Annotated in this window: 26 protein-coding genes and 1 tRNA gene; 15 read left to right on the forward strand and 12 right to left on the reverse strand. The window is 38.2% G+C overall.

Annotated features, from left to right (window positions below):
* The first annotated feature begins 6 nt into the window (after positions 1-6).
* The 5 genes from LQ201_RS07275 to LQ201_RS07295 all read left to right on the forward strand — a co-directional run bounded on the left by LQ201_RS07275 (position 7) and on the right by LQ201_RS07295 (position 4627).
* Positions 7-1065 (forward strand): GNAT family N-acetyltransferase, encoded by a 1059-nt coding sequence (locus LQ201_RS07275; RefSeq protein ID WP_230140660.1) that lies wholly within the window; start codon positions 7-9, stop codon positions 1063-1065.
* 31 nt (positions 1066-1096) lie between these two features.
* Complete coding sequence (locus LQ201_RS07280; RefSeq protein ID WP_230140662.1) at positions 1097-3025, forward strand: nucleoside-diphosphate sugar epimerase/dehydratase; 1929 nt, start codon at positions 1097-1099, stop codon at positions 3023-3025.
* Positions 3026-3159: 134 nt separating this feature from the next.
* Positions 3160-3576, forward strand: coding sequence for a helix-turn-helix domain-containing protein (locus LQ201_RS07285; protein ID WP_230140664.1), 417 nt, complete (start codon positions 3160-3162; stop codon positions 3574-3576).
* Positions 3577-3728: 152 nt separating this feature from the next.
* Positions 3729-4286: a hypothetical protein gene (locus LQ201_RS07290; protein WP_230140666.1), complete on the forward strand. Its 558-nt coding sequence runs from the start codon at positions 3729-3731 to the stop codon at positions 4284-4286.
* 41 nt (positions 4287-4327) lie between these two features.
* Entirely contained in the window at positions 4328-4627 is a 300-nt protein-coding gene (locus tag LQ201_RS07295; protein ID WP_230140675.1) for a hypothetical protein, read from the forward strand.
* Between the two features lie 424 nt (positions 4628-5051).
* Here the strand turns inward: LQ201_RS07295 and LQ201_RS07300 are convergent, their stop codons facing one another.
* A complete protein-coding gene (locus LQ201_RS07300; protein WP_230140677.1) occupies positions 5052-6065 on the reverse strand; it encodes a zinc-binding alcohol dehydrogenase family protein in 1014 nt (337 codons plus the stop codon).
* 122 nt (positions 6066-6187) lie between these two features.
* Here LQ201_RS07300 and LQ201_RS07305 point away from each other — a divergent pair, with 122 nt between their 5' ends.
* Positions 6188-7027, forward strand: coding sequence for an AraC family transcriptional regulator (locus tag LQ201_RS07305; RefSeq protein WP_230140679.1), 840 nt, complete (start codon positions 6188-6190; stop codon positions 7025-7027).
* 131 nt (positions 7028-7158) lie between these two features.
* Positions 7159-8073 (forward strand): pentapeptide repeat-containing protein, encoded by a 915-nt coding sequence (locus tag LQ201_RS07310; RefSeq protein ID WP_230140680.1) that lies wholly within the window; start codon positions 7159-7161, stop codon positions 8071-8073.
* Positions 8074-8726: 653 nt separating this feature from the next.
* Here the strand turns inward: LQ201_RS07310 and LQ201_RS07315 are convergent.
* The gene (locus LQ201_RS07315) at positions 8727-9041 is read right to left on the reverse strand and encodes a helix-turn-helix domain-containing protein (RefSeq protein ID WP_230140682.1); all 315 of its coding nucleotides are present in this window, start codon (positions 9039-9041) and stop codon (positions 8727-8729) included.
* A 124-nt stretch (positions 9042-9165) separates the two neighbouring features.
* On the opposite strand from LQ201_RS07315, the gene LQ201_RS07320 reads away from it, so the two are divergent.
* The 5 genes from LQ201_RS07320 to LQ201_RS07340 all read left to right on the forward strand — a co-directional run bounded on the left by LQ201_RS07320 (position 9166) and on the right by LQ201_RS07340 (position 13538).
* Positions 9166-10035: an SDR family oxidoreductase gene (locus LQ201_RS07320; RefSeq protein WP_230140684.1), complete on the forward strand. Its 870-nt coding sequence runs from the start codon at positions 9166-9168 to the stop codon at positions 10033-10035.
* A 111-nt stretch (positions 10036-10146) separates the two neighbouring features.
* The gene (locus tag LQ201_RS07325) at positions 10147-10668 is read left to right on the forward strand and encodes a Crp/Fnr family transcriptional regulator (RefSeq protein WP_230140686.1); all 522 of its coding nucleotides are present in this window, start codon (positions 10147-10149) and stop codon (positions 10666-10668) included.
* Between the two features lie 82 nt (positions 10669-10750).
* The gene (locus tag LQ201_RS07330) at positions 10751-11341 is read left to right on the forward strand and encodes an NAD(P)H-dependent oxidoreductase (protein WP_230140689.1); all 591 of its coding nucleotides are present in this window, start codon (positions 10751-10753) and stop codon (positions 11339-11341) included.
* 689 nt (positions 11342-12030) lie between these two features.
* Positions 12031-12600, forward strand: coding sequence for a Crp/Fnr family transcriptional regulator (locus tag LQ201_RS07335; protein WP_230140690.1), 570 nt, complete (start codon positions 12031-12033; stop codon positions 12598-12600).
* Between the two features lie 77 nt (positions 12601-12677).
* On the forward strand, positions 12678-13538 hold the full coding sequence (locus LQ201_RS07340) for an SDR family oxidoreductase (protein ID WP_230140692.1): 861 nt from the start codon (positions 12678-12680) through the stop codon (positions 13536-13538).
* 705 nt (positions 13539-14243) lie between these two features.
* Here the strand turns inward: LQ201_RS07340 and LQ201_RS07345 are convergent.
* The 5 genes from LQ201_RS07345 to LQ201_RS07365 form a co-directional block, all read right to left on the reverse strand.
* Positions 14244-14328: transfer RNA gene (locus LQ201_RS07345), tRNA-Ser, on the reverse strand.
* A 95-nt stretch (positions 14329-14423) separates the two neighbouring features.
* Positions 14424-15413 carry a YihY/virulence factor BrkB family protein gene (locus LQ201_RS07350; protein WP_131029826.1) on the reverse strand — a complete coding sequence of 330 codons (990 nt, stop codon included), beginning with the start codon at positions 15411-15413 and terminating at the stop codon, positions 14424-14426.
* Positions 15414-15420: 7 nt separating this feature from the next.
* Positions 15421-15828: a thioesterase family protein gene (locus LQ201_RS07355; RefSeq protein ID WP_230140698.1), complete on the reverse strand. Its 408-nt coding sequence runs from the start codon at positions 15826-15828 to the stop codon at positions 15421-15423.
* Entirely contained in the window at positions 15828-16883 is a 1056-nt protein-coding gene (mltG, locus tag LQ201_RS07360; protein ID WP_230140701.1) for an endolytic transglycosylase MltG, read from the reverse strand. The genes LQ201_RS07355 and mltG overlap by 1 nt, the downstream gene beginning before the upstream one ends.
* 19 nt (positions 16884-16902) lie before the next feature.
* Entirely contained in the window at positions 16903-17673 is a 771-nt protein-coding gene (locus LQ201_RS07365; RefSeq protein ID WP_230140703.1) for a PASTA domain-containing protein, read from the reverse strand.
* A 188-nt stretch (positions 17674-17861) separates the two neighbouring features.
* Here LQ201_RS07365 and LQ201_RS07370 point away from each other — a divergent pair, with 188 nt between their 5' ends.
* The 3 genes from LQ201_RS07370 (at position 17862) to LQ201_RS07380 (ending at position 20192) form a co-directional block, all read left to right on the forward strand.
* On the forward strand, positions 17862-18848 hold the full coding sequence (locus LQ201_RS07370) for a D-alanine--D-alanine ligase (protein ID WP_230140704.1): 987 nt from the start codon (positions 17862-17864) through the stop codon (positions 18846-18848).
* Between the two features lie 218 nt (positions 18849-19066).
* Positions 19067-19651 (forward strand): Crp/Fnr family transcriptional regulator, encoded by a 585-nt coding sequence (locus LQ201_RS07375; protein WP_230140706.1) that lies wholly within the window; start codon positions 19067-19069, stop codon positions 19649-19651.
* A gap of 145 nt (positions 19652-19796) precedes the next feature.
* A complete protein-coding gene (locus tag LQ201_RS07380; RefSeq protein ID WP_230140709.1) occupies positions 19797-20192 on the forward strand; it encodes a DUF983 domain-containing protein in 396 nt (131 codons plus the stop codon).
* Between the two features lie 578 nt (positions 20193-20770).
* Here the strand turns inward: LQ201_RS07380 and LQ201_RS07385 are convergent.
* The 5 genes from LQ201_RS07385 to LQ201_RS07405 all read right to left on the reverse strand — a co-directional run bounded on the left by LQ201_RS07385 (position 20771) and on the right by LQ201_RS07405 (position 25515).
* Entirely contained in the window at positions 20771-21298 is a 528-nt protein-coding gene (locus tag LQ201_RS07385) for a hypothetical protein (protein ID WP_230140711.1), read from the reverse strand.
* Between the two features lie 524 nt (positions 21299-21822).
* Entirely contained in the window at positions 21823-22584 is a 762-nt protein-coding gene (locus LQ201_RS07390; RefSeq protein WP_230140713.1) for a copper homeostasis protein CutC, read from the reverse strand.
* Positions 22585-22607: 23 nt separating this feature from the next.
* A complete protein-coding gene (locus LQ201_RS07395) occupies positions 22608-23486 on the reverse strand; it encodes a YegJ family protein (RefSeq protein WP_230140714.1) in 879 nt (292 codons plus the stop codon).
* Positions 23487-23529: 43 nt separating this feature from the next.
* Positions 23530-24564 carry a N(4)-(beta-N-acetylglucosaminyl)-L-asparaginase gene (locus LQ201_RS07400; protein ID WP_230140716.1) on the reverse strand — a complete coding sequence of 345 codons (1035 nt, stop codon included), beginning with the start codon at positions 24562-24564 and terminating at the stop codon, positions 23530-23532.
* A gap of 147 nt (positions 24565-24711) precedes the next feature.
* Positions 24712-25515 (reverse strand): nitrilase family protein, encoded by an 804-nt coding sequence (locus LQ201_RS07405; RefSeq protein WP_230140720.1) that lies wholly within the window; start codon positions 25513-25515, stop codon positions 24712-24714.
* Positions 25516-25531: the final 16 nt, after the last annotated feature.

Below are 25531 nucleotides of genomic sequence, written 5' to 3' on the forward strand. Positions count from 1 at the left end.
ATGGATATGCTGATTGAAAATAATGCTACGGGCACTACTTTGCAATTAACTTTAGCGCAAAAAGACGATTGGGTAAAGTATATTAGCTTGGCTGCCGATTATGATTTTTATCATACCTGGCACTACCATGCTATGGCAACCAACGGAAGACCCATTTTATTTGTGTATTGCGAAGCCAATAGTTTTATCGCTATGCCTTTATTGGAACGTGCAATACAGGATACACCATATTACGATCTGCATTGCGTTTACGGATATTCAGGCCCTGTTTCTAACCTGAAATTTACCGATATGAGCGATGTTTTGAAAGGAAATTTTTTAAATGCTTTTTCAGCATTCTTATGTAAAGGCAGCTACGTTTCTGTTTTCTCCAGGCTTCACCCTTTTTTTGATCAAAATATACTGTTACAAAAAACGGATAGCATATATGAAAATGGAAAAACAGTTGCCATTAACTTACAACAAAGTACAGAAGAGCAACGCAAACAGTATAGGCAAACAACAAGAGATAGCATTAAAAAATGTAGAAGGTTTGGTTATGTTGCTGTAGAGGCTACTACTCAGGAAGATATCGCTGCTTTCACAAAACTCTATCAATCTAATATGAACCGTATTAATGCTGCTGATTTTTATCTTTTTACTGAAGAATACTTTACCAAACTTGTTCAGGCTAAAGAATTCGACTGTAAGTTAATCCTGGTTTATGCAAACGATGATTTAGTTTGTGGCAGTATAATTATGTGTACCAAAGGCATTATAGAGGGCCACTTAATTGCCACAAATGTTAATTATCTTAAAAATTCTCCTGCTAAATTTTTGGTCGATGAAATTAGTGAGTTAGGCCGTAAGTGGAAGATGAAATACTACCATTTAGGTGGCGGACTTGGTTATAAAGAAGATTCGCTCTTTGAATGGAAACTGGGTTTTTCAAATATGGTTTTAGATTATTGCAGTTGGCGTTTTATTGCCAATAAAGCTGTTTATAATCAACTAGTAGAAAAATCGGGTAACCAGATACATACAGATGTAGACTTTTTCCCCCTCTATAGAATGATACCTCAATAAATTTTAAACAAATATTTAATGATTCTCAATTATGAAAAATTTCTTCTTTCCAGACAGAGCACACTCAAGGTGGTTAATTTTATTGATTGATCAGATGATCGTTGTATGGACATTATTTATATCCATTGTATTAACCAATACATTAAGCTACACCGACGTTTTTAACTCAGGCAACGCTGTTTATGTGGCACTTTATTGTTCCATCGCTGCAGGTGTTTTCATTTCACTAAGAATACACACCGGTATTATCCGTTATTCCAATACCGAAGATATTTTGAGGGTTTTTCTTGCGGTTTTTGTAACCAGTTTACTCTTTGTTTGTGTAAATAAAATACTTTCGCAACGTTTTCAATTGCTTTGGCATCAAATGGATAAGGCATTGATATTGAACTTTTTTATCTCCTCATCGCTGCTTATTCTCATGCGTATTTTGGTAAAAGGAGTGTTTTTATTTTTCAAAGAACTCAAATCAGAAACCAAAGAGAATATTCTGATTTATGGATCGGAAAAAAAAGCGATCCTCATCAAAAAAGCAATAGAACAGAACGGAGATTCTAACCTGAACATCATTGGCTTTGTTGATGATAACAGAGATCGGGTTGATAAATATCTCGAGCAGAAAAAGGTATACCACTCTTGTTCAGTAGCATTATTAAAAGAAAAACACAATATAAAAAAGATACTTTTTGCAGAAGATGCATTAAATACTTTAAACAAAAAGAAAATTATCGATATCTGTGTTAACGAGGGTATGAAAGTAATTATGGTGCCACCATCAGATAAATGGTTGTATGGCAAGTTGGATTCGCACCAATTACGCGACCTGAAAATTGAAGATCTGCTGGAACGTGAACCGATTAAGCTCAATAAAAAGAATATTCTGAAAGATTTAAGCGGTAAATGTATTTTAGTTACAGGCGCTGCGGGTTCTATCGGATCGGAGATTGTTCGGCAGGCCTTACAGTACAATCCTAAATCTGTAATTCTCTGCGACCAGGCAGAAACACCGCTTCACGATTTAAAACTCGAACTGGAAGATAACTTCCAGGAGGCGAACGTGAAGATATTTATGGCCAATGTGCAGAATTTAAACCGGATCAGAACATTGTTCGAACTCTACAAACCTGAAATTGTTTTCCATGCTGCGGCTTATAAACATGTTCCCATGATGGAAAATAATCCGGCCGAGGCCATTTTAACCAATGTACTGGGCACTAAAAACATGGCCGATATATCAATGGAATTTGGCGTAGAGAAGTTTGTAATGATTTCTACCGATAAAGCCGTTAAGCCTACTAATGTAATGGGGGCATCTAAACGTTTGGCCGAAATTTATATTCAGTCACTAAACAGTCCTGAGATTATTTCAACTGGCGAAATTACCACACAAGCTTCGCGCACCCGCTTTGTAACTACCCGTTTCGGAAATGTTTTGGGCTCAAATGGCTCTGTTATTCCAAGGTTTAAAAGCCAGATAGAAAAAAGAGGCCCTATAACGGTAACCGATCCGGAAATTACCCGCTACTTTATGACAATTCCGGAAGCCGTTCAATTGGTAATGGAAGCTGGAGCAATGGGTAAAGGAGGAGAGATATACCTTTTCGATATGGGTAAGCCAGTTAAGATTGTCGATTTGGCTGTAAATATGATCAAATTAGCGGGCTTAACACCTTATGTGGATGTCGATATCGTGTTTACAGGCTTAAGGCCGGGAGAGAAGCTCTATGAAGAGCTTTTGCTTATTGATGAAGAAATTATACCTACCCATCATCCGAAAATTAAAATATCACAGAAAGTAGCTTACAATTATTTGTACGTTAATCAGATTATTAAAGATCTGATCGTGCTGAATAACGATGGCAACGATTTGAATATGGTGAAGAAAATGAAAGAAATTATACCCGATTACATCAGTAATAATTCAAGATTTGAAGAATTAGACCTGTTGGTAGCCAATTGATTACCGTAAAAATACCCTAATGTAATTATTTTACTTTTGTTCATGAAATAATTATTAAATTGCACTAAATAGTAATAGTCGTCCCAGATTGTTGATAGAATTTAAATGTTTTATTTTAAATTAAATTAACTGCTATGAGTTTAAATGTAGGCCAAGTTCTTGAGCGTGTTGTACGCAGAGATAGAATGGGGATAAGTGAATTATCCCGGAAATTAAATGTAAGTAGAAGAACTATTTACAATTGGTTTGATCAGAAAAGTCTAAACCCTGAAATCATTTGGAAAGTGGGTACCGTAATCGGTCACGATTTTTCTGTTGAGCTACCCGAAACTTTTGCTAAAAACAGTAACTATATCCATGAAGCTTTTGATACACATACAGGGGATCAAACCAAAGGTGATGCGAATTCTGTATACTTCTGGATGAATAAATACATCAAGTTACTTGAAAAATACAACGAAATATTAAGCAATAACAACATAGATAAGGGTGTTTCAGAAACGGTTGCACATCATACTATGCCAAGAAATAACAATCGATCTATTTCTTAAGCCATCGCTGGTATTTTATTTATTTTAAACCCATATCTTCTTAGGGTTTACCATCCCGGTGAACTCTCCCTTTTTTTATAGTATCTCTCTAAATAATTCACCATAAGCACGCTTTATGGTGATGGATTTCTATTCACTAAAATTTCGAAATCATGAAAAAAATTAACGCACTAACTCTACTGTTATCATTGTTTGCTTTTCAAGGCGCCAAAGCACAATCGCAGGTTTATGGTGGTACAGGTATCCGGTATTCTGTTGGTATTGAAACAGGTTTGGCTACTGGCTATTTGGCCAAAAAGTACGAGGCACCGCTTGGCGTTTCCGTTCAGGCAGAATTTCCCATTACCGAAAGCATTTTATATGCCTCGGTAAATACCGGATTCAATAACATTTTTGTATCGGGCAATTATTCCCGCCTGGTAGATGATTTACAGCTTGTACCAGTTAAAGCTGGCTTAAAATATTTCTATAGAAGTAATCTTTATCTGCAGTCGGAGATAGGTTTTTCCTTCCTTTTAAATAAAACAAATTGTGTTGAGGGCAAAAAAGCAGCATTTGTATATGCGCCACAGGCAGGAATGATATTTTATCTGCACAACAATAATTATATCGATGCAGGATTACGCTATGAAAGCAATAGCAAATTCTATCACTGCGACCATACGAACAACTTTGTAGGCTTCAGAATCGCCTGGGGCTTCAGTTTATAAAACGGGTATTCCTTAGTAATCATCTTTAATAAGCTTCATAAATGAAAGCAAGTATACAATACAATACGATGAACGGATTGTGGATCCTTTTTATTGATTGCAAATATGAGGATTCTCCGAAATACATCAGGATGATTACGAAAATTATAATCAAAATGTTATCAGGAACAATCATTCCCGGCAATCGGCGAAGGGTTAGATCTGGCAGGCATTACCTGATCCATGAGCATGTGATAGAATTGCACACAGACGAATGGTTTCCATTGGTGCTGGCAAGCGAGAGCAAAGAGCTTTTGGAAGGGATTAAATCCATCTTTATGGATATGAGCGGGAAAAAATAACCCGCCCAATTTATTTTATCGATCAAAAATACGGGAAGGTTGCTCCGAAAGGAGTAGCCTTTTCTTGTTTCCATGCTATCGTAAGCAATAAAGACAGTAACATAATTTAAAATCGGTCCGAATCAGTCACGATGAGCCTTCCGATGAAAATCCTATCGTGTGGAACGATTAATTAAGTATTTAAACTTGTCTTTCTACAAGCTACCATAAACAGATTCTGAAAATCGGTCGTCTTTCCCGCGCAGGCGGGAATCTTAATGCAACCGACAAGGCCCTGCCAAGGCATTATGATGATTCATAAGCTTTCTTCTCTTCAAAGGCATTCATGAGCACTACATGGTTTCCAATCAATCCATTGTTTTCTAAAAACTGATTTATCAGGATTACAATCCGATATTTACGGTACCGCCTATATCTTTAATTCCTAATATTCGATTACAACCTTACCAATTGTTTTTCCGCTTTCTAATAAGCGATGAGCTTCTTTTAGATTTTGTGCTGTAAATCCTTTCATTGTGGTGTTTAAAGTGGTTTTAAGCGTGCCATTGTCAAAAAGTTCGGCAAGTTTGTTTAAAATATGGTGTTGCTCTTCCATATCGCCAGTTTGATACATCGAACGGGTGTACATCAATTCCCATGAAAAAGTAACACTTTTGTTTTTTAACTTATTCAGCGCAATAGGAGTGGCTGAACCGGTAATGGAAACAATGTGTCCCTGAGGTTTGATCAATTCTACTATGGCATCCCAATAGCTATTTAAATCAACAAAATCTAGTACAAAGTCTACTTCCTGGTAACCTGCTGCATGTATTTCTTCAACCAGGTTTTTATGGTCTACCACCAAATCGGCTCCCATAGCCAGGCACCATTCTTTCGTTTCTGTACGCGAAGCTGTGGTAATTACCTTTAGTCCGCTTATTTTTTTTGCGAGCTGTATGGCAATTGAACCTACACCACCGGCACCTCCAATAATGAGTATACTTTTTCCTTTATCTTTTTGTTCGCTGATGCGGATACGATCGTATAACGATTCCCATGCGGTAAGCGTAGTTAGGGGCATGGCAGCAGCTTCAGCATTGCTGAGTGTACTTGGCTTTAAGCCCACAATACGTTCATCTATCAATTGATATTCTGCATTACTGCCACTTCGTGTAAGGTCGCCTGCATAATAAACCGCATCGCCAGGCTTAAAAAAAGTAACCGCTTCTCCAACAGCTTCTACCGTTCCGGTAGCATCCCAGCCAATCACCTTCGGCGTTTCCAGTACAGTATCTTTAGCACTGTTCTGGCGTATCTTATAATCTACCGGATTTACACTGATTGCATTTATCTTAACCAGTATATCGCGTCCGCTGGGATGTGGAACAGCTGTTTCAAATTCGATAAAACTTTCTTCAGCCGAAATGGGTAGTGAGGTTTTAAATCCTATAGCTTTCATGGTGTCTTTATATTAATATCAATTTTTATGATTTCTGTAAGGCAAATATAAACTGATATTACGTTATAATTCAGTATAAATTAGCTTTTAATTGGTAAATTTGCGCTATGGTTTAATACAAAATGAATAAAGAAACCCTATACGAACCTTTTGAAATCGTTTATAAAAAGCTTGATGAATGTCCGAAAGAAGGGCATAAACATTTATTTTTCGAACTGGTATACATTTTATCAGGTACGGGAAAACAATGTATCAATAACAATAAATTTGATTACTCTGCCGGCCATATGTTTCTCATTACGCCTGAAGATTGCCATTCGTTTGAGATAGAAACCACTACCGAATTTTTCTTTCTCCGTTTTGGGAATGTATATATCCGATCGAAGGATTTTCGTACCGATGATGTACAGCGGATGGAATATATTCTGCAGAATGCCAGTCATCAACCGGGCTGTATCTTAAAAAACTTCTCAGATAAACCTTTTATTCGGTCGCTTATTGATGCAATGATGGCTGAATATGTAAACCGCGATCTGTATAACAAAGAGTTAATTGCGAAAATGGTAGATACGATGATTGTTGTGGTAGCCCGGAATATTGCCAAATACCTGCCTGCTGCCATTAAAGAAGATGCCGAAGAGAAAACCTTGGCCTTACTAAACTATATTCAGGCTAATATTTATAACCCGGAGAAATTAAGGGCCGAAAAATTGAGCAGCCAGTTTGGTATTTCTGAGAATTATTTTGGTAAATATTTCAAGAAACATACCAACGAAACACTTCAGCAATATATTGCCAATTTAAGGATTAAACTGGTTGAGGCACGTTTGCGTTTCAGTAACATGCGGATCAATGAAATTGCATATGAGTTGGGGTTTACGGACGAAAGCCATTTGAATAAATTCTTCAAATCACAAAGGGGATTAAGCCTTAAAGCTTTTAGAAACTCGCTCGTGGCTTAAATACAATTTACTGTTGTTAAAAAGCAACAAAAAGTAGCGTAATTACAACTATAATGATCGGCTGATTTGCTGAATCTGGCTAACAGGCCGGCTACATTTGCAATGTCGAAAGATTAAAAAAGACAGTACGTATGGATGCAAAAATGATCGGCAACAAAATTGCCGGAGCACGAAAAAAAATAAACATGTCTCAGGCCGGACTTGCCGGACATGTATTTGTAAGCCCACAGGCCGTTGGAAAATGGGAGCGGGGAGAATCAATGCCAGATATTATTACCTTAAACCAACTCACCAAGATTCTTGATGTAGACCTCAATTATTTTTCAGAAAACCACTCTTCTGCAAATGCCATCAGTGCGGTTGAAGAGACAATACCAGAGGTAAGCAGTTTAACAGATTTACATCAGCCTCAGCTATTGACCAATTTTAGCGGGAACGATCTGGCCAAAACCGATTTTGCTGGTGTTATTGCGCATAAGCTAAAATTTAACGGGAGTAATTTACGTGGCTCAGATTTCACTGGTGCTGACCTGACTGGGAGTTCGTTTCTGGGTAGTGATGCACGTGAGGCCAATTTTCAAGCTGCAAACCTCACCGATTGCAGCTTGTCGGCTACTGATCTAACAGCCACTAATTTTGATCAGGCCATTTTGGTGCGTACAAAATTCTATGCTTTAGAACTGGCTGGGGCGAAAATCAGTAATACCAAACTCATTGAGGTAAAGCTGAGCAAGACCGATTTAAGGAAAACGGTTTTTGAAAACTGTGTTTTTGAGGGGGTAGACTTTGACTATTCCGATCTGCGTGGACTGCGTTTGGATGGGCAGACTTTTATAGGGGTGCTGTTTCACAACGCAGCACTTAACGAAACTACATTTAAAGGTGCAACCCTTAAAAATGTCTCTTTCCGCTCTACATTCGCCCTGACGAACAAATATTACAAAGCCATTAAAACGATCTGCTTCGAAGGGGCAACGATGGATAAGCTAACCTATGCTTCACTCAAAGGTTTAGGTGCCGATTTATCGAAGGTTAACCTGATGTAATATAGGCATATCTATGCCTCTTAAAAAAGGAGGTGAGCTGATCAGTATAGATGGATCGTCATTGCGAGGCCGATTTTTTATCGGATGAAGCAATTTTATCGCACCAGGAAAGGTTGCTTCCCCGAAAGCCGGGATAGGCTTTTGTTCCTCACCGCATTGGCGCCCCATTTTCTAAGCTGCCAATCATAAACGAATTAACCTTCAGGTATTTCTGGCTCTACCAATTTAATCAGTTTTTCTAACGATTCCTGCCAACTTTGATTTGGAAATCCATAAGAGATAATTTATTATATAATTCTGTTTAGCGTGATGTATTATTGGTAATTCCCATCATTCATTATTGGCTGCATAAAAAAGGTTGGTTAGCTCAGATATCAAGCACACATTAGCCGATAAAATACTTTTTTTGCATCATGGATTGCAGTGGCATCCGCCCAATCTGGGAGATACAGCGGAAAGCCCGGCCGATAGGGATGCCATAAATTTATCTCAAAAAGATCACCTGAAAGTTTTTCAATGCACCTGAAGCAGTCTCGAACCTACAAGGGAAAGGTTTTCTTCCTCCTAGACAATCTCAATAGTAAAAAATCTGATCACTGAAACCGCTGTTGTGCATTTAATCTAAGATTGCTATAGAAGACCCAGCTATCATCTTAAACTTTTTCATTGTTCCATGCCGATATATAGGCTAACAATGGACAAAGGCTTTCTCCATATGCTGTGAGTGCGTACTCTACCCTCGGTGGAAGTTCTTTGTATTCTTTCCTGCTGATCAAGCCATCGGTTTCAAGTTCTCTCAATTGTTCAGTTAATACTTTTCTTGATATAGCGGGTATCCGAACATTAATTTCCCCAAAACGCCTGGCACCTTTGGAAAGCACATGCAAAATAATGACTTTCCAACGTCCTCCGAGCAGTGCTATCGTCTCTATAGCAGGACAGTAAGCATGATTTAAGTTGTTTTCCATTTGTTACGTTAAGGTTACCACTTTTTATTCTGTTAACGACGAGGTAGGGTGGTTTATCGTATCGATTTCAGTTTCTTTGCCTGGACAAAAGTAATTGATTCTTATTTATCTTAAAACAAAAACTATGATTTTAGTAACAGGTGCAACTGGTAATTTAGGCAAGGCCACCATTAATTCTTTATTAAATAAAGGCATATCCAAAGACAATATTGCCGCATTGGTAAGGGACGAATCCAAATCGGCAGATTTTAAGTCAAAAGGCATCCAAGTAAGGATTGGTGACTATCAGGATTTTGACTCTTTGAAAAGTGCCTTCCGGGATGTGGACAAATTACTGTTGATATCATCTTCATCGGAAATAGCTCAAAGGTTTGAACAGCATAAAAACGTAATTAATGCTGCAAAGGAAACTGGGGTTAGTCATATTATCTATACCAGTTTTGATATGAAAGATCTGCGTCAAAGTATAATGGCTGGAGATGTTCAGTACCATGCAGACACCAGTGATTATCTAAAACAGGCAGCCGTACCCTATACTTTGATGGATAATACACTTTATGCTGACCTGATCCCCATTATTTCCGGAAATAATATATTGGATGAAGGTATTTCCATCCCTGCCGGAAAGGGAAAGACACCTTTTTTGCCGATACCAGAAATGGCTGAAGCTATAGCTGTGGTACTGACTACCTCTGGGCATGAGAACAAAGAATATGTGCTCGCTGCAGAGACCGCTTTTTCCTTCGCTGAAATTGCTGATCTAATATCAGAAATCACAGAGACAAGGATAGCTTATAACCAAACTGATATACCGTCATATATCGCCCAGCTTAGGCAGCAGGGGGTTCCTGAAGATGATGCAGCGTATCTGTCAAGGTTCGCTGGCGCGATAGCCAAAGGAGAGTTCGAAACCAACAAAAGTGATGTCGAACAATTACTAGGCAGAAGTCCGATTTCTTTAAAAGATTTTTTAATGAGCATATACGGTAAATAAATCAAAGCAGCTTAGATGCCCAAATATGGTTTCTAGGCTTCTTAAACATAAATTTTGTAATTTGTAACATTTATAAACAAATTAGTAGCAATCCTAAATCAACTGTACACAATGACAAACGAGTGGGACACTTTCAAACATTTTTTTAAACGGCAGGAAGTCCCTGCCAAAACGATTCTTTTACGTGAGGGACAAATTTCCAGGACAATGTTCTTTATTGAAAAAGGCTGTCTTCGGACCTGGGTCAATAATGACGGCAGAGAAATTACTACTCAGTTTTTCTTTGAGGGCGGCAAGATTTCTTCCATTGAAAGTTTCATGGCAAATCAGCCAAGCTTGTATAGCATTGAAAGCATAGAGCCTTGTATCTTACAGACGATTACACAACAAGAATTTCTAAACACTTTGGAAAATTCGCCTCAATTGAAAGAGAAAATGCAGGAGCATTTATTCAAACGCCTTTTGCAATCTCAGAAAACTTTCTATTCCTATCTTAAAAATAACCCCCAGCAACGCTACAAAGAGCTTGCTGAAGAACACCCCCATATTATCCAGCGCATCCCACAACATTATATCGCATCCTATTTAGGCATTACTTCTGTTTCATTAAGTAGGATACGAAACAGACGATAAAATACTGATTTCTTTACAATTGTTATCGTTCAGGTATTTACTACTTCTCAATTTTGCAGTATAAAAATAAGCAAAGCAGAGAATGAAAGTAGTAATAGTATTTAACCATCCCTATGAGGGTAGCTTTGGTAATGCAATTTTAAATGCTGTAACCAGCGGTCTTAAAGATGCAAATCATGAAGTTGACCTGATGCATCTTGATAATGATAGATTTAATCCGGTAATGTCAAAGGCAGATTTAAAGGCCTTTGTGGAACACAAGCCTGTTGACCCACAGGTAATAGCCTATAACGAACGTTTGGAAAAGGCAGACCACCTGATTTTCATTTTCCCGATCTGGTGGGATTTGATGCCTGCAATGACTAAAGGATTCGTTGACAGGGTACTCACCCCCGGAGTTGTCTATGACCATCATCCCAGAGGTTTTGGATTAATACCACTTTTAAAAAATCTTAAAGGTGTAACTGTCATCACTACGATGAACAAGCCCAAAATCATGTATTCCTTAATCATTGGAAATTTAATTAAGAAAGCAATGATAAAAAGTGTCTTCAAAACTATGGGTTACAAAAATCTTAAATGGATAAGCTATAATATGGTAAAAGCAGTCAGTCAGGAAAAAAGAGTGAAATGGATAACAGATATTGAAAACAGGTTTTCAAAATTTAGCTAGATAAAACTTGATATTATGAAATCGAAAAACCGTAGCGCAAGCCAAACTTTATTGATAATAGCTAATAAATATAACTTACCAACTGTCACGATACGGGTATACAATAACAGAAATCACTTACTTTTTCCGGTTACAGATATAGCGCAATCGCAGCCGTAGGTTAATATTATTTAGGCAAGTGTGCTATCAACTCAACTTCCAATTTTGCCTTTGCCATATACAATCTCTGTATCTGCAACCAGGTAGCAGCAGGAAAGTCATTATAATAAAACTTTTTCCTGACATAGTTGAGCTTTTTCATTTCTTCAATATCAGTTGTTACGGCGCCCGAAATATATAGGACATTATCTACTTTTAGAACCTGACAATAACCTGCAATTGTATCTTGTTTTATTTTGTTGTTATTCCAATGCCACTTTTCTTTTTTAATATGTTTCTCTTGCGAAAAAAAAGTAGTAGAAGTGGGAGATGATAATATATTTCATTTTATATGTTTTAGCTTAATTACTGCAAAAACTCTAATCCAAAATAACGAAATATTTTCAAAGAGATTTTGCTTGAAAAGCCCAAACTGTCAATCAGGCGGTGCAGGAAAACCTGCTCTAATGACTTATTCGATTTGACCGGCCCATCTCATTTTTTTACCAAATGGTAATTTACTGCTTTACGCTATACACTATCTTTACATCATGGAAGCGATGATTAATCTTATCCTGCAATTTGGTGACCTGAACAAACAGCAGATCGAATTTTTGCTGAGCAAGGTTGAAATGCTGGAATTCAAAAAACACGAATACCTGTCGGAAGCCGGAAAAATCCCCCGTTATGTGGCCTTTGTGGTGGAAGGTGTGTTCCGCTTTTGTTATTATAACAACAAGAGCGAAGAGATCACCAATTATTTTGTGGACGAAGGCAATTTTGTAGTCGATAACGAAAAGTTCGAATCGCAGATGGCGGCCTCGGAATATGTACAGGCTGTTACCGACTGCAAAGTGCTTGTTTTTAATAAAAAGGATTGGGATGAGATATCCAATACCATTGTGGGATGGGAAATGATGAAGGCAAAGATGGTGAAAAAATGCCTTACGCTGGCCATGGAGCGGCGCAGTCCGCTGATATCAGAAGACGCTACTACGCGTTACCTATCCTTCATTAAAGCTTTCCCGAACCTCATTAACCGCATTCCGCTTTCCTATGTGGCCTCTTACCTGGGCGTTACCCAGCAATCGTTAAGCCGTATACGCCGTAGTATCCATTAAAGGCATTTTTTACCATTTGGTAAATGTTTTTGTGTTACTGTTTTCAATATTTGCATAGTCATTAAATAATAATAAAGATGAGCAAAAAAATTGTACTGATAACTGGAACAAATACTGGTTTTGGCTGGCTTACCGCCCACAGCGTAGCTGCTTTAGGATACAAGGTATACGCCACGATGCGCGATACCCAAGGCCGTAATGCCGATAAAGCGGCTGCACTTGCGGCCGTAGAGAATTTAACCGTTTTAGATGTTACCTTAACTGACGACCAGAGCGTGAAGCAGGCCGTTGACACCATTCTAGCCAAAGAAGGCACTATTGATGTGCTGGTGAACAACGCCGGTTACAGCATGAATGGTGTAGCCGAGAGCTTTACTACGGCCGACGTGCACACTACATTTGATATCAACGTTTATGCCCCCTGGCGACTGATCAAACAGGTGCTGCCCGCCATGCGTAAGCAGGCCGACGGACTGATCATTAATGTGACCAGCGGTTTTGGACGGGTGTCGTTCCCGTTTGCTACCATGTATGCAGCCTCGAAATTTGCACTAGAGGGAATAAGTGAAGGCCTCCACTACGAGGTCAAGCGTTTAGGCATTGATGTGGCTATTGTTGAGCCGGGCGCTTTTCCTACCGAAATGCAGCAAAAGAACAACCCCGCATCTGACCAGGGTGTATTTGAAGGGTACGGCGACATTGCCGATATTCCCAACAAAATGGTAGCCACACTGGGCGGAGAGATGCAAGCGAAGAACCCTAACCCGCAGGACGTTGCTGACGCCATCGTAAAACTGATCGGTACTCCGAAAGGCACCCGGCCATTACGTACGGTCGTCGACCCCATCACAGGCCAGTATATTGAAGCCGCTAATCAGGCTGTAGCCGAACAGTTTGCCAAAGGATTGACGGTCTTCGGAATGGGTGATTTATTGTAAGCAGAATTGAATTAATAGCGGCGGCAGTGGTGTAATGCTACTGCCGTTTTTGTTTGTAGTTATGACAATGATGAATTTCTTGAACCAGCAATCAACAAAGTCGATGAGCTTTTCAAAAAGTATTGAATAAGATTAATCAGTAGTTATCCATAAAATTTATTACATTTTAATCTTGTTGTAGTTGATGCGGCCGCTTGTTTTTTACTTCAACTTCAAGGCGTGTGGTTGTAAACATCCGCTTCAGGATATCTCTTACTTTAGAAGACAAAAGGAATTCCGTAGGACTGTCGACTATTTTATGCTCAATTATCAGTAGCATTTCGCCTGGTAAAAATTTATATACCTGTTTTTCATTGTGTTTTGTGACTTATACGCGGTAAAAATCAGAATCATTATCAATTTCCAGCACTTGCCCTAACTTGATAAGATAATTTCCAGCCTTAAGGTCTTTAGTTGTAATCTATTTTTGAATCTTCAGTCATGGTTATAATTCTTAGTTACTACCATTGTAGGCTTTATAAGCTTTTCCGCACTAAGAAGAGATCTTCTTTTTTGTTTTTGCAGAGAGGAAGGGAATCGAACCCAATCTTCCATTATGCTTTAAAGCCTGCTTTTATGTCTCTCGACATTAAAATAGCCATGAATTAGCCATTTTTTTTGGACATAAAAAAAATGGGCCTTAATAAGACCCATTTTTCTTTTCGGCGGAAAGCGAGGGATTCGAACCCCCGGACCTGTTACAGTCAACAGTTTTCAAGACTGCCGCATTCGACCACTCTGCCAGCTTTCCGGAGGCAAAAGTACGAACTCCGGTTAAATCTGCAAACTATGAATGCTTTTTTTTTATATAAACTTGATAATTACTTAACACAGAGGGAGAAAAAATTATTTCTTCTGTATATTTTCTTCAATTGGCTCCGATTTTTTGAACAAATTAAAGGTAGGTCGGATAATCTTCACACTTCTTTTGCTTACATCAACGCTGGCATTGAGCTCAAAACCAATCAATAAAATCAAGGAATTGAGATAAAGCCAGATCATGACTACGATTAATGTTCCGATAGAACCATATACTTTGTTGTATGAAGCAAAATGGTTAATGTAGAAAGAAAAACCCCAAATAGTAAGGAAAGCTAAAATGGTAGCCAACCAAGAACCCGCACTAAAGAAACGCCATTTTTTAGAATGTGCTGGCCCGTATCGATATAAGATAGATACCGTTAGAAAATATAAAATAGCCAGTAGTGCCCATTGGGTAAACTGTACGGCAAAGGCCAGGAAACTACCTTTGATGTGGAGTTCGTTTGTGATCTTATTCAGTAAAACTTCTCCCAGCGTCATGGCGCTGATGCAGATGATAATGGAAAAACAAATAATCGTAGTTAATACCAGTGCAATTAAGCGTTGTTTTAACCAGCCCCTTGTTTCGATAATCAATGATGATTTATTAAAAGCCTTCATTAAGTTTTTAACCCCATTGGTGGCAAAAAATATGGCCGATAAAAAACCGAAAGATAATAAGCCCCTGTTCTGGTTTTTTATGATGTCTTTCAATGTGGTTTCAAAGGCATCAAAAGCATTGTGCGGCAATACAAGCTGTATTAAGTTTAACAGTTGATCCTGGAAGCCTTTAATTGGAATAAAAGGAATTAACGTAAATAAGAAGATAATGCCTGGGAAGATAGCCAGCATGAAACTATAAGCTAATGATGATGATTTGTTTACCAAAGCATCTTTGCCAATTTCACGAAAGAAAAATGTAGCTACAGTATAAAGGGGAAGTGGGCTAAAACCAGGCAAAACACATCCCTTCGTCCATTCGATAAATCTAGAATAGAGTTTAAGATGTAATAATTGCCTATGTAACCATTCCATTGTATTGTTAATTAAAAAACACCGATAGTTTTTGCATAAAATTTTCAGGTGGATTTGTCGGTTTATTTTTCTTCATATCAACAAAAACCAGTGTAGTTGTCCCAATATTTATGAGCTCTTCTTTTTCGTTATACAACTCGTATTCAAAAAAGATCCTGATGCCCGGTAAGGTTTTGACGATTGTTTTTACCGTAATTTCCTGGTCGTAAAGTGCAGGTTTAATGTATTTGCACTTTAATTCCAAAACAGGCATCATAATTCCATCAGCTTCCATCGAGCTATAGCTCATGCCCAAACTGCGCAACATTTCTACCCGGCCTACTTCGTAGTACTGTGCATAATTGCCGTAATACATATAACCCATCTGATCGGTTTCGCCATAGCGGACCCTGATTTTTGTGCTGTGGCTATACATTATTTAAAAATGTTTCTTTTGTTTAAAGCTTCACGATATTTCTTTGCATTGATTTCGTGCTGTGCTTTATTTTCAGCAAAGTTATGGTAGCCGGAAAAATCTTCTTTGGCACACATGTAAATATAATTGTTGTTGTCGCGGTTTAGTACAGCATCAATTGCATTAATACTTGGCATCATAATGGGGCCTGGAGGTAAACCAGCATATTTATAAGTGTTATAAAGCGACTGCACCTGTAGTAATCTCCCGGTTACCCTTTTTACTGTAAAATCATTGTTTGCAAAAATCACCGTTGGATCAGCCTGTAACAATATGCCTTTGTTTAAACGGTTTAAGTACAAGCCTGCTATAATGGGCATTTCTTTGTCGTAAAGGGCCTCTGCATCCACTATAGAAGCCAGGGTATATACCTGTACCGGAGTCAGGTTTAAACTTGCTGCTTTTTGCTTGCGGTCGGCTGTCCAGAATTTATCATATTCCTTATGCATGCGCTCAAAGAAATCAACCGGCGAAATATTCCAGTACATCTCGTAAGTATTCGGGATAAACATAGCATACACATTATCCTGGTTAAAACCATATTTGCTAATCAGCGCCGTAGAATCTAAAACATTGATAAAGCTTAACGAATCGGCTTCCAGATTGCTGGCCAGATATGCAGCGAAGTTTTCTTTCTTGCGGATATTATGGAATTTCAATTTAACCGGATCTTGATTTCCAGCTTTAATTAAGTTAATTAAACTGCGGTTGGTCATTCCTTTGGTTAAACGGTAACGTCCGGGTTTAACGCTCGTAGCTAAATTCATTTTTCCGGCAGCTGCAGTAAAAGAAGAGACACTTTTTACCAGATCTTTCTTTTTAATTTCTGCGATCAGATCATCGTAGCTGCTTCCGGTTTTGATATATAGATATTTTTGATTTTCGGTAACGTTGGGGGCAAAGTAAAGCCTGTAAATATTTAACGCAAAGTAACCAGCAATTAAAATAACAACAAGTGCAATCACTATTGCCACTTTTTTGCCTATACTCATGTTCTTTTTTTCTACTTCAGTCATCTGTAAATATGATACGTGTTTATTGTTGTTTGTTAGATAGGGTAATGTTAATCTTTGTGCCTATAGCCACTTTGGTTAACGAATCAACCAGCATAGGATCTTGTTTAATAATAATGGCAGCAGCACTATCGGTAATAGGGCCATCGTAAATAATAGTACCTAAACTCAGGTTCGAACCTCTCAGGCTAAATTTCGCTTCATCCATCGTTAATCCCATGAGTTGTGGAATATCTACTTCTTCGTTTCCACGTCCATCGCCCAATACCAGGTTAATCCTGGAGCCAACAGGCACAACCTGTCCGACTGCTATTGGCTGACCTCCAAAAGAAGCTTCCAAAACCACATCGCGGCTTACATCTGGCTTATAGGTTGTATCGCCGAGTTTTAATCTCGAGCTTTCAATTATAGCCTGTGCTTCTCTTAAGGTCTTAAACGCTATATCAGGGAATTTTGTATTCGGTGTTTTACCTGCGTTAATGGTTAAGTATATGGTACGGTTATCTTTTACAAAAGTATTGGGATCAGGATCCTGATCAATTACAATTCCTGCAGGTTGATCCATAATAAAAACAGAATCTACTTCATATTTTAATCCGGCATCTTCGAGTTTCTTAACTGCCTGTTCAAAAGATAAGCCTTTTACCATGGGTACATTTAAGCCCTGTCCGTGTTTGGTATAATATCTTAAACTAAAAAAAGCAACCAGTAGAAGCACAACAACAGTTATTATTGCAGCTAAAATATTGTTTCTAAACGATTTGGTTTTTAAATAATCTATAAATTTAGACATGAATCTTAATTTGGGTTATGCGTACAAGCTCAAATGTAACTATTTTAATGATTGATTGAATTATAGAATCCATTTCCTCATTCAATCATTCAATAAATTCTCTCCTTCATTGTTACTAAAGCACAAAGATATTTATATTTTTGAGGATATATTTATATTCAATTTCTATTTATAAAAGGATTTTTAACATGAAGAAAACGATAGCATTGTTAACAGGCGGTACCACAGGCGAATGGGTTGTTTCGGTGAAAAGCGCAGCCACTATTGCTCAAAATATCGACCCCGATTTATACGATGTGTATAAGATTATGCTGAACGAAAAGGGCTGGTTTTATGAGCCTGCTGATTCTGTTAAAATTGAAATTGATAAAAATGATTTTTCCTTAACGCTTGAAGGAAGAAAAATTAAGTTCGACGGCGTTTTTATTGCTATTCATGGTTCGCCTGGCGAGGATGGGAAATTACAGGGCTATTTTGATATGTTAGGTATCCGATACACGGCCTGCGATGCACTAACTTCGTCAATTACGATGAATAAAGGTTATACCAAAGCGGTTGTAGAAGGCATTGATAACCTGTACACCGCAAAATCTGTTCAGATATTTAAAGGTGGCAACTATAATTTAAATCAAATTAAGCAAGATCTAAGATTGCCTTATTTTGTTAAACCAAATAGTGGGGGCAGTAGCATTGGTATGAGTAAGGTAAAACATGCCGATGACTTGGAAAGTGCTTTAGAAAAGGCTTTTAAAGAAGATGATCAGATTTTAATTGAGGAGTTTGTTAGTGGTAGAGAGTTTTCGATAGGCATTTTTGGCGCTGAAGGAAAAATTATTGTTTTGCCAACCACAGAAGTGATTCCGGCAAATGAATTTTTTGATTTCGAAGCCAAATACACGCCAGGTGCAACTGAAGAAATTACACCAGGAAGAATGAATGAAGAAGAGGTAAGTCGCGTACAACAGGTGGTAAAGGATGTATATAAGAAATTAAATTGCAGGGGAGTGGTACGTGTTGATTATTTCCTGGAAGAAGGAACTGGTAAATTTTATTTTATCGAAATCAATACCATTCCTGGGCAAACAGCAACCAGTTTTATCCCACAACAGGTAGCGGCAATGGGTATTACACTGAAAGAGTTTTACACCCGTTTAATGAAGGAGACTTTAGGGTAGTCTTCGTCAATTTTGTCATTCTGAATGCAATGAAGAATCTGTAAGATATTAAAGATGCTTTTATGATCTATTGACTTTGTTAACGAGGTAACTTTAGGTTAGGTGTTTTATTGGCTAGGATTCTTCACTTCGTTCAGAATGACAAGTGACATATAATTATATCGAAAATAATCTTTAAGATCTTTACAGACCTCCTTAAGTACTTATTGGCCTAGGTTATGATGAACTTCCAAAAACTGATTGATAAAGGTTTAAAACTCAAAAGCTACCCGGAAGATTCGGTTGTTTACGAGCCCGGTATGCATCCACGCTATGTGTATTTTATCAAATCAGGTGAGGTAAGAATGGTTACCGTTAGCGATGAAGGAAAGGAATTTATTCAAGGGGTTTTTAAAACAGGGCAGTATTTTGGCGAACCTGCATTATTGATCGACCGGCCTTATTTAGCTTTTACCATCACCAATAAAGATTCGCAGATTATTGCTGTAAATAAAGAAGATTTCTTTGATTTGATCAAAAACGAACCCGATTTTAGCATGGACCTGATCCGTACGTTAAGTAACCGCCTTTTTTATAAATCGATGATGCTGGAAGAATTGGCGAGCGAAAAAGCAGAGCATCGATTGTTAACGATTATCAATTACCTTCTCGACGATATTGCTGTGGGTGAAAATTTAAAGGTAACGCGGCAAGAATTAGCCGATATGACTGGTTTAAGGGTAGAAACAGTTATTCGTGGTACTAAAATACTAGCCGAAAAAAGCCTGATCAAAACCATTAAAGGGAAAATAGTAAAGGTTTAGAATTATTAAGAAAGCATTAATGAGCAAGGTGCAGTGACCAATGAACAAATGACCAATGAACTAACAAACCAATCGTCAAACATGATGTAGATCATAATTAGTATTTAATTTTGGACTTATCTTTGTGGTGTTAAATTAGAAGACTATGGCTGAGTTATCCAAATTTCAAGCTTTTGTACAGTGTAAATGCCCACGTTGCCGCAAAGGAGATATCTTTACGGGGAGCGCTTATTCTTTCAGGTTACAAAAAACGAATATTAACTGTCCGCATTGCAACTTAAAGTTTGAGCGCGAGCCGGGATTTTTCTATGTAGCGATGTTTGTAAGTTATGCCATGAACGTTGCAGAAATCATTACCATTGGTGTAGCATCGTATGTTTTAGGTTTGCCTTTAATTTATGAAAACCTGTGGTATTATGTAGGTTTAATTTTAACGGGTGTTTTATTGTTATCTCCAATTAATTACCGCTATTCGAGAGTTATTTTGCTTCATTACCTTACGCCAGGTTTGCATTATGTTCCTGGAAGTGGAGATAAATAAGCTATAGAGAAAAGGCGGTGGTATCATAAAAGTAATTTTTCTTCAGGTTGTCTTATGTTGAGCTTCCCGATGAATTGGGCAAGTAATCGAAACACGCTGCCAAGGCTATTTAATCTAGTCTTTCAACTGGCTACCATTGACAGATTCCAAAAAGGCCGTCATTGCGAGGAGGAACGACGAAGCAATCTTTCATGCTAGTGATCCTGCCATTAAGATTGCTTCGTCGGCTGAAAGAGCCTTGTCGCAATGACGATAGCCCGAGGTTATTCATTCTCTTAAAACCATCTCAATTATATTAATTCTTTTGCAATAAATTATCCTACCATTAACAGGTTCCAAAAGAACGGTCGTCATCTCGATTGTAGCACAGCGAAATAGAGAGATCTTTGTACCAAGTTATTGAAATAAAATTTAAAAGATTTCTCCTCCGAAGGAGTTCCTTTGGAACACTGCGGTCGAAATGACGATACTTCAAACCATTCACCTACTTTATCCGTCTGTCATTTATATTGATTCTTTTGCAACAAACTATCCTTCAGGATGATAATCAATATTATGATAAAGCTTCTTTTTTTAAGCTACTTCTTCATTGGATGCTGAACATATTCAGACAGTCTCACAACCTTTCCGTTTTTCAATTTAATATCATTAAATAAAGCTACTGTATCGGTTTTACCTTCTTTCGTTGTAGAAACCTGGTTGTACCACAGGCTTACCCATTCTTCGCTTTTATCTTTATTAACAACCGATTCCATGTCTTGCATGTCGATTTTAAAGCCTTTCATTTTGTCGAATTCGCCCTGTAATTCTTTCATGAGCTGGGTTTTTGTCCCTTTAAATTTGTAACCATCCAGATCTAAGGCCACACTGTCGGCAAGCACCTTGCTCATACTGGCTGTATCTAAACTTTCGAATGTTTTAATAAGGGTCATTGCGGTTACGGCATTTTTTGTATCTGGGTTCATTTCCCAGTTTTGCACCTGCTTAATCGTATACGGATACTTGGTGCTATCTGCTGCTACTACCGTATCGGTAGTTTTAGCTTCCTTATTTTCACATGCTGCAAAAAGTAAGGTAGCCATAATCAGGGATGATAATTTTTTCATGATAATTAGTTTATTGGTTTGATTAAATATAAACTAATTACTTGAATATTAATGGAATGTATACAGTTTTTGTTCCTGGGTTTACGTACTGAAATACGAACAACTAGATAAAATGGATAATAAAATGTAAACGCAGTTCAAAGTATTGAATGGTACATAAGTATTTTACGATTAGGTTTTTTTAGAAAATGAGTGTTCAGTAATGCTTCGGGAACAGCAGTCCCGTTATTCGCTATAGCTCCGATAAAGGATCGGAGGCTGCCGCTTTTACCGGGTTTATGGAACAGAGGCTTGTATAAAGCCACTTGCAGTCTCCGTTATAAATAAAGACGCTATTAAGTTTAAAAATTGGGCGTCATTGCGAGGAGGAACGACGAAGCAATCTTATCGCAGCAAGAAAGATTGCTTCATCCGATGAAAAATCGGCTTCGCAATGACGATACCTCGCAGCCTGTAATTTCAGGTATTTCGCTACTGATATGAAATCAGTACAGCTTGTGCTTTAAATAGACGATGGTTTGAAATTAATGATTTATAAAACTATTTATACCATCTACCAAAGCCCTTACTTTTATTTCGGAAGTGAGTTCGTATCGATATTCGTCCTCAATACTGCCCATTTTGGTTTCCGTATTTCTGTATTCCATTTTACTTGGCACAAATTCCTTTGCTGAAGCATGAAATTGCGTGGCACCTGTTTGATTAATCAGGTTTTTGATATTGTTTTCATTTATACCTGCACCAGGCATGATGGTAATCCGGCCATTGGCATTTTCTACAAGCTGTGCCAGTTTTTCTGCCCCCAGAATTGCAGAAGAAGCACCTCCAGAGGTAAGTACCCTTTTTATTTTGAGTGCGATTAAATCTTCCAATGCCTGATCCATATCGTTGCTCATATCAAATGCCCTGTGGAAAGCTACCTCCATAGGTTTGGCCAACTCAATCAATTCAGCGCATCTTTCTTTATCGATAGTGCCATCTGCTTTAAGTATTCCGGTAACTATACCTTCACAATTTAATGATCTGCAGATTTTTATATCTTCTTTCATTAACTCAAATTCAATTTCGGAATATAGAAAATCGCCTCCGCGCGGACGGATAATTGGCCAAACTTCGATGGATAGGTTTTTCTTAGCCAGGGCAATTTGAGCATAACTTGGTGTGGTACCACCTTCTGCCAGGTTATCACAAAGCTCCACTCTTTTTGCTCCACCATTTTGCGCAGCCAATGCCGATTGATAGGAATTAGCACATACTTCTAAGCAACCAATTGCCACTTCACTCATGATATTAGATTTATTAATTTAAATTATTCCTGTGGCCCTGCTGGCCCTAAAACCACCCATCCCTTTGGCGATTTGTAGGTGTTAAGTAACTGCACTGATTTTCCGCCATCCGGATACCAGCATACCTCTGTAATTACCCAGTGGGTTTCGTCAACTTTTTTACGTTCCGGAAAAGCATTTTGGATCGTGGAAAAATCAGGAAAACCATGTTCTTCTATATTGTTGATAAAAGATAGTTTAAGCACCTCGGCTGTTTCGTTGATGATATCCTGATCAATCTCCATTTTCATCACAGAAAGTAAGGATTTAGCTTCTTCAAAAAAATCTTTACAGGCTATGGCAGCATCAATATCTTTATTGTTGTAGGCTTTTTCAATAGCCAGAATCGCACCTTCCGGTGTTTCGAGATTGGCTTTAAAATGATCAACGCCCTCATCAATATATAAACCTATGCTATTGTCAAATGCTGCTTTCTCTTTTTCTGCAACGCCATCCCTAATGGCCCGTACGGTATAACCGCCAATTAACCTCCCGTTTTCAATAATCATCCAATCAGAGATTAAATCGCGCTTTATGCCGATTTTTTGATTAAATTTTACGGAACGAATATTTACCGGTTCGTTTCCAACGGTACCAAATAAGTTTCCTTCATCGTCAAAATTTGGGTCTGTTAACCAAATATGTTCGCCTTCATCACCATCGGTAATGAGCACTTTAATAGAAAAATAGTTTTGGTAAGGTTGTTTGTTTTTTAAACTTTCTTCGAAATAGCAAAGGGTTAAATTGGCTTTTTCGATCGCCCAGTTCATGCGTTCATCTTCGCTCGGCACATAAACCATATCTGGCTCACCCTCGCGCTCGGCAACATTTTTCTTTCCGAAAATTTTAGATAATAATCCCATTTACCGTTTCATTTTTGTTAATCGTTTGGGAAAATTCAACATATTAATAATAGCTTTTGCCTTTGATTAAAAGATCTTGTTTTTCTGCATTGCAAACGGCATAGCTAAAACCTTTCTGGATGGCATAAGCACCATACTCGCCTTTTTTGTTGATCGCTAAAAACCCTACCTGTATGTTTTTGGCAGTTTCAGGTTTCTTTTTAATGATACGCATTACCGCTTCTTTACAGGCGGCTTCGGGAGCATAGCCCTGACGCATTAATTCTACCACCAAGAAAGATCCAACGTTTCTGACCACCTCTTCACCTACACCTGTTGAAGTTGCACCACCAACTTCATTGTCTACGTAAAGGCCGGCGCCTATAATCGGACTATCACCAATTCTTCCATGTAATTTATAGGCCATGCCACTGGTTGTACAGGCACCAGAAATGTTTCCTTTAGCATCAATGGCGAGCATGCCAATGGTATCATGATTATATTGGTTTCCCGGAAGTTTTTGCGGGGCAGCTTTCTGGTAGAGCTTATTTTCGATGTTCATTACAGGCGCATATTTCGCCGTTTTTAACCATTCTTTCCAGGCTTTTTCGCTGGCAGGAGTAAGTAAGTTTTCTTTTTTAAAACCCTGTTCCAAGGCAAACTGCAAAGCACCATCGCCAGCCAACATTACGTGCGGCGTTTTTTCCATCACTTTACGCGCAACCGAGATAGGGTGTTTAATATGTTCGAGTGCTAAAACGGCGCCACAGTTACCGAGTTCATCCATAATACAGGCATCGAGGGTAACATGTCCATCGCGATCTGGCAAACCACCATAGCCAACAGATTGGTTGTTCTCATCAGCCTCGGGTACCCAAACGCCTTGCTCTACAGCATCTAAGGCACGTCCACCGGTTGATAATACCTTCCATGCATCAGCATTAGCCGCAATTCCAAAATCCCAGGTAGAAATTACAATCGGGAAATTTTCTGCTTTTGTTTCTTTATGCGGAATTACATTAGCAATACTACTTTTATCAATGGCCAGCAATCCAGCCGACAGGGCAGATGCTTTTATAAATTTGCGGCGGTTAAACATGTGTGTGGTTATTGTTTGTGATGGTTAATTGTTTAAATCGTTTAGATGTATCGATCACTATTTGTCAATTGCTACATTGTTGTGACTGCTAAATTGTTGAACCGATCGCTCCAGTTTGATTATTGTATTGGAATATTTATTCTTGATTTAACTAATGGTAAACCGATCTGCATCCTTTAAAAATGGAAATTGCCTTCTAATTTTAACCAGTTCTTCGTAATTGATACTGAATGTATATAAATCTTCGTCTTCCGGCTTATAATAAACGGTATTACCATAAGGATCTAAGCACATGGATAATCCACTGTGGTAAATCTGATTTCCATCATGCCCAACGCGGTTTACGGCAATAACATAACTTTGGTTTTCTATTGCCCTGGCCGGAATTAATGCTTTCCAATGTGCCGATCGTTTATCAGGCCAGTTGGCAACTAAGAGTAAGATATCGTATTCCTGATCTACATTGCGTAACCAAACCGGAAAACGCAAATCGTAACAAATGGCTAATCTGATTTTCCATCCTTTAAGTTCGACAATAAGTTTTTCTTTACCCGGACTAAAGTGGTGATCTTCATCACCCATGCCAAACAAATGGCGCTTATCGTAATGCTGGTTTTTGCCATCTGGTTCCATCCAGATCAAGCGGTTAAAATATTGATTGTTTTCTTTTATAATGATGCTTCCTGTAACTACGCAGTTGTACTGATATGCCATTTTTTGCATCCACTGCATTGTTTTCCCACCCATTTCTTCGGCTAAGGCTTCAGAATTCATGCTAAAACCTGTGTTAAACATTTCGGGTAAAATAATAATATCGGTTTTCTCCCTTACACCCATCGATAATCTAAGTGCCAGATTCAAAAGGTTTTTCTCAATGTTTTCCCAAAAAAGATAGGCCTGAAAGACAGTTACTTTCAGATTTTCTATTTGAGTGTACACAGGTGTTTCCATTGTATATAGGTTTAGT

It is taken from the genome of Pedobacter sp. Bi126, from assembly GCF_918698245.1.
Classification (GTDB): domain Bacteria; phylum Bacteroidota; class Bacteroidia; order Sphingobacteriales; family Sphingobacteriaceae; genus Pedobacter.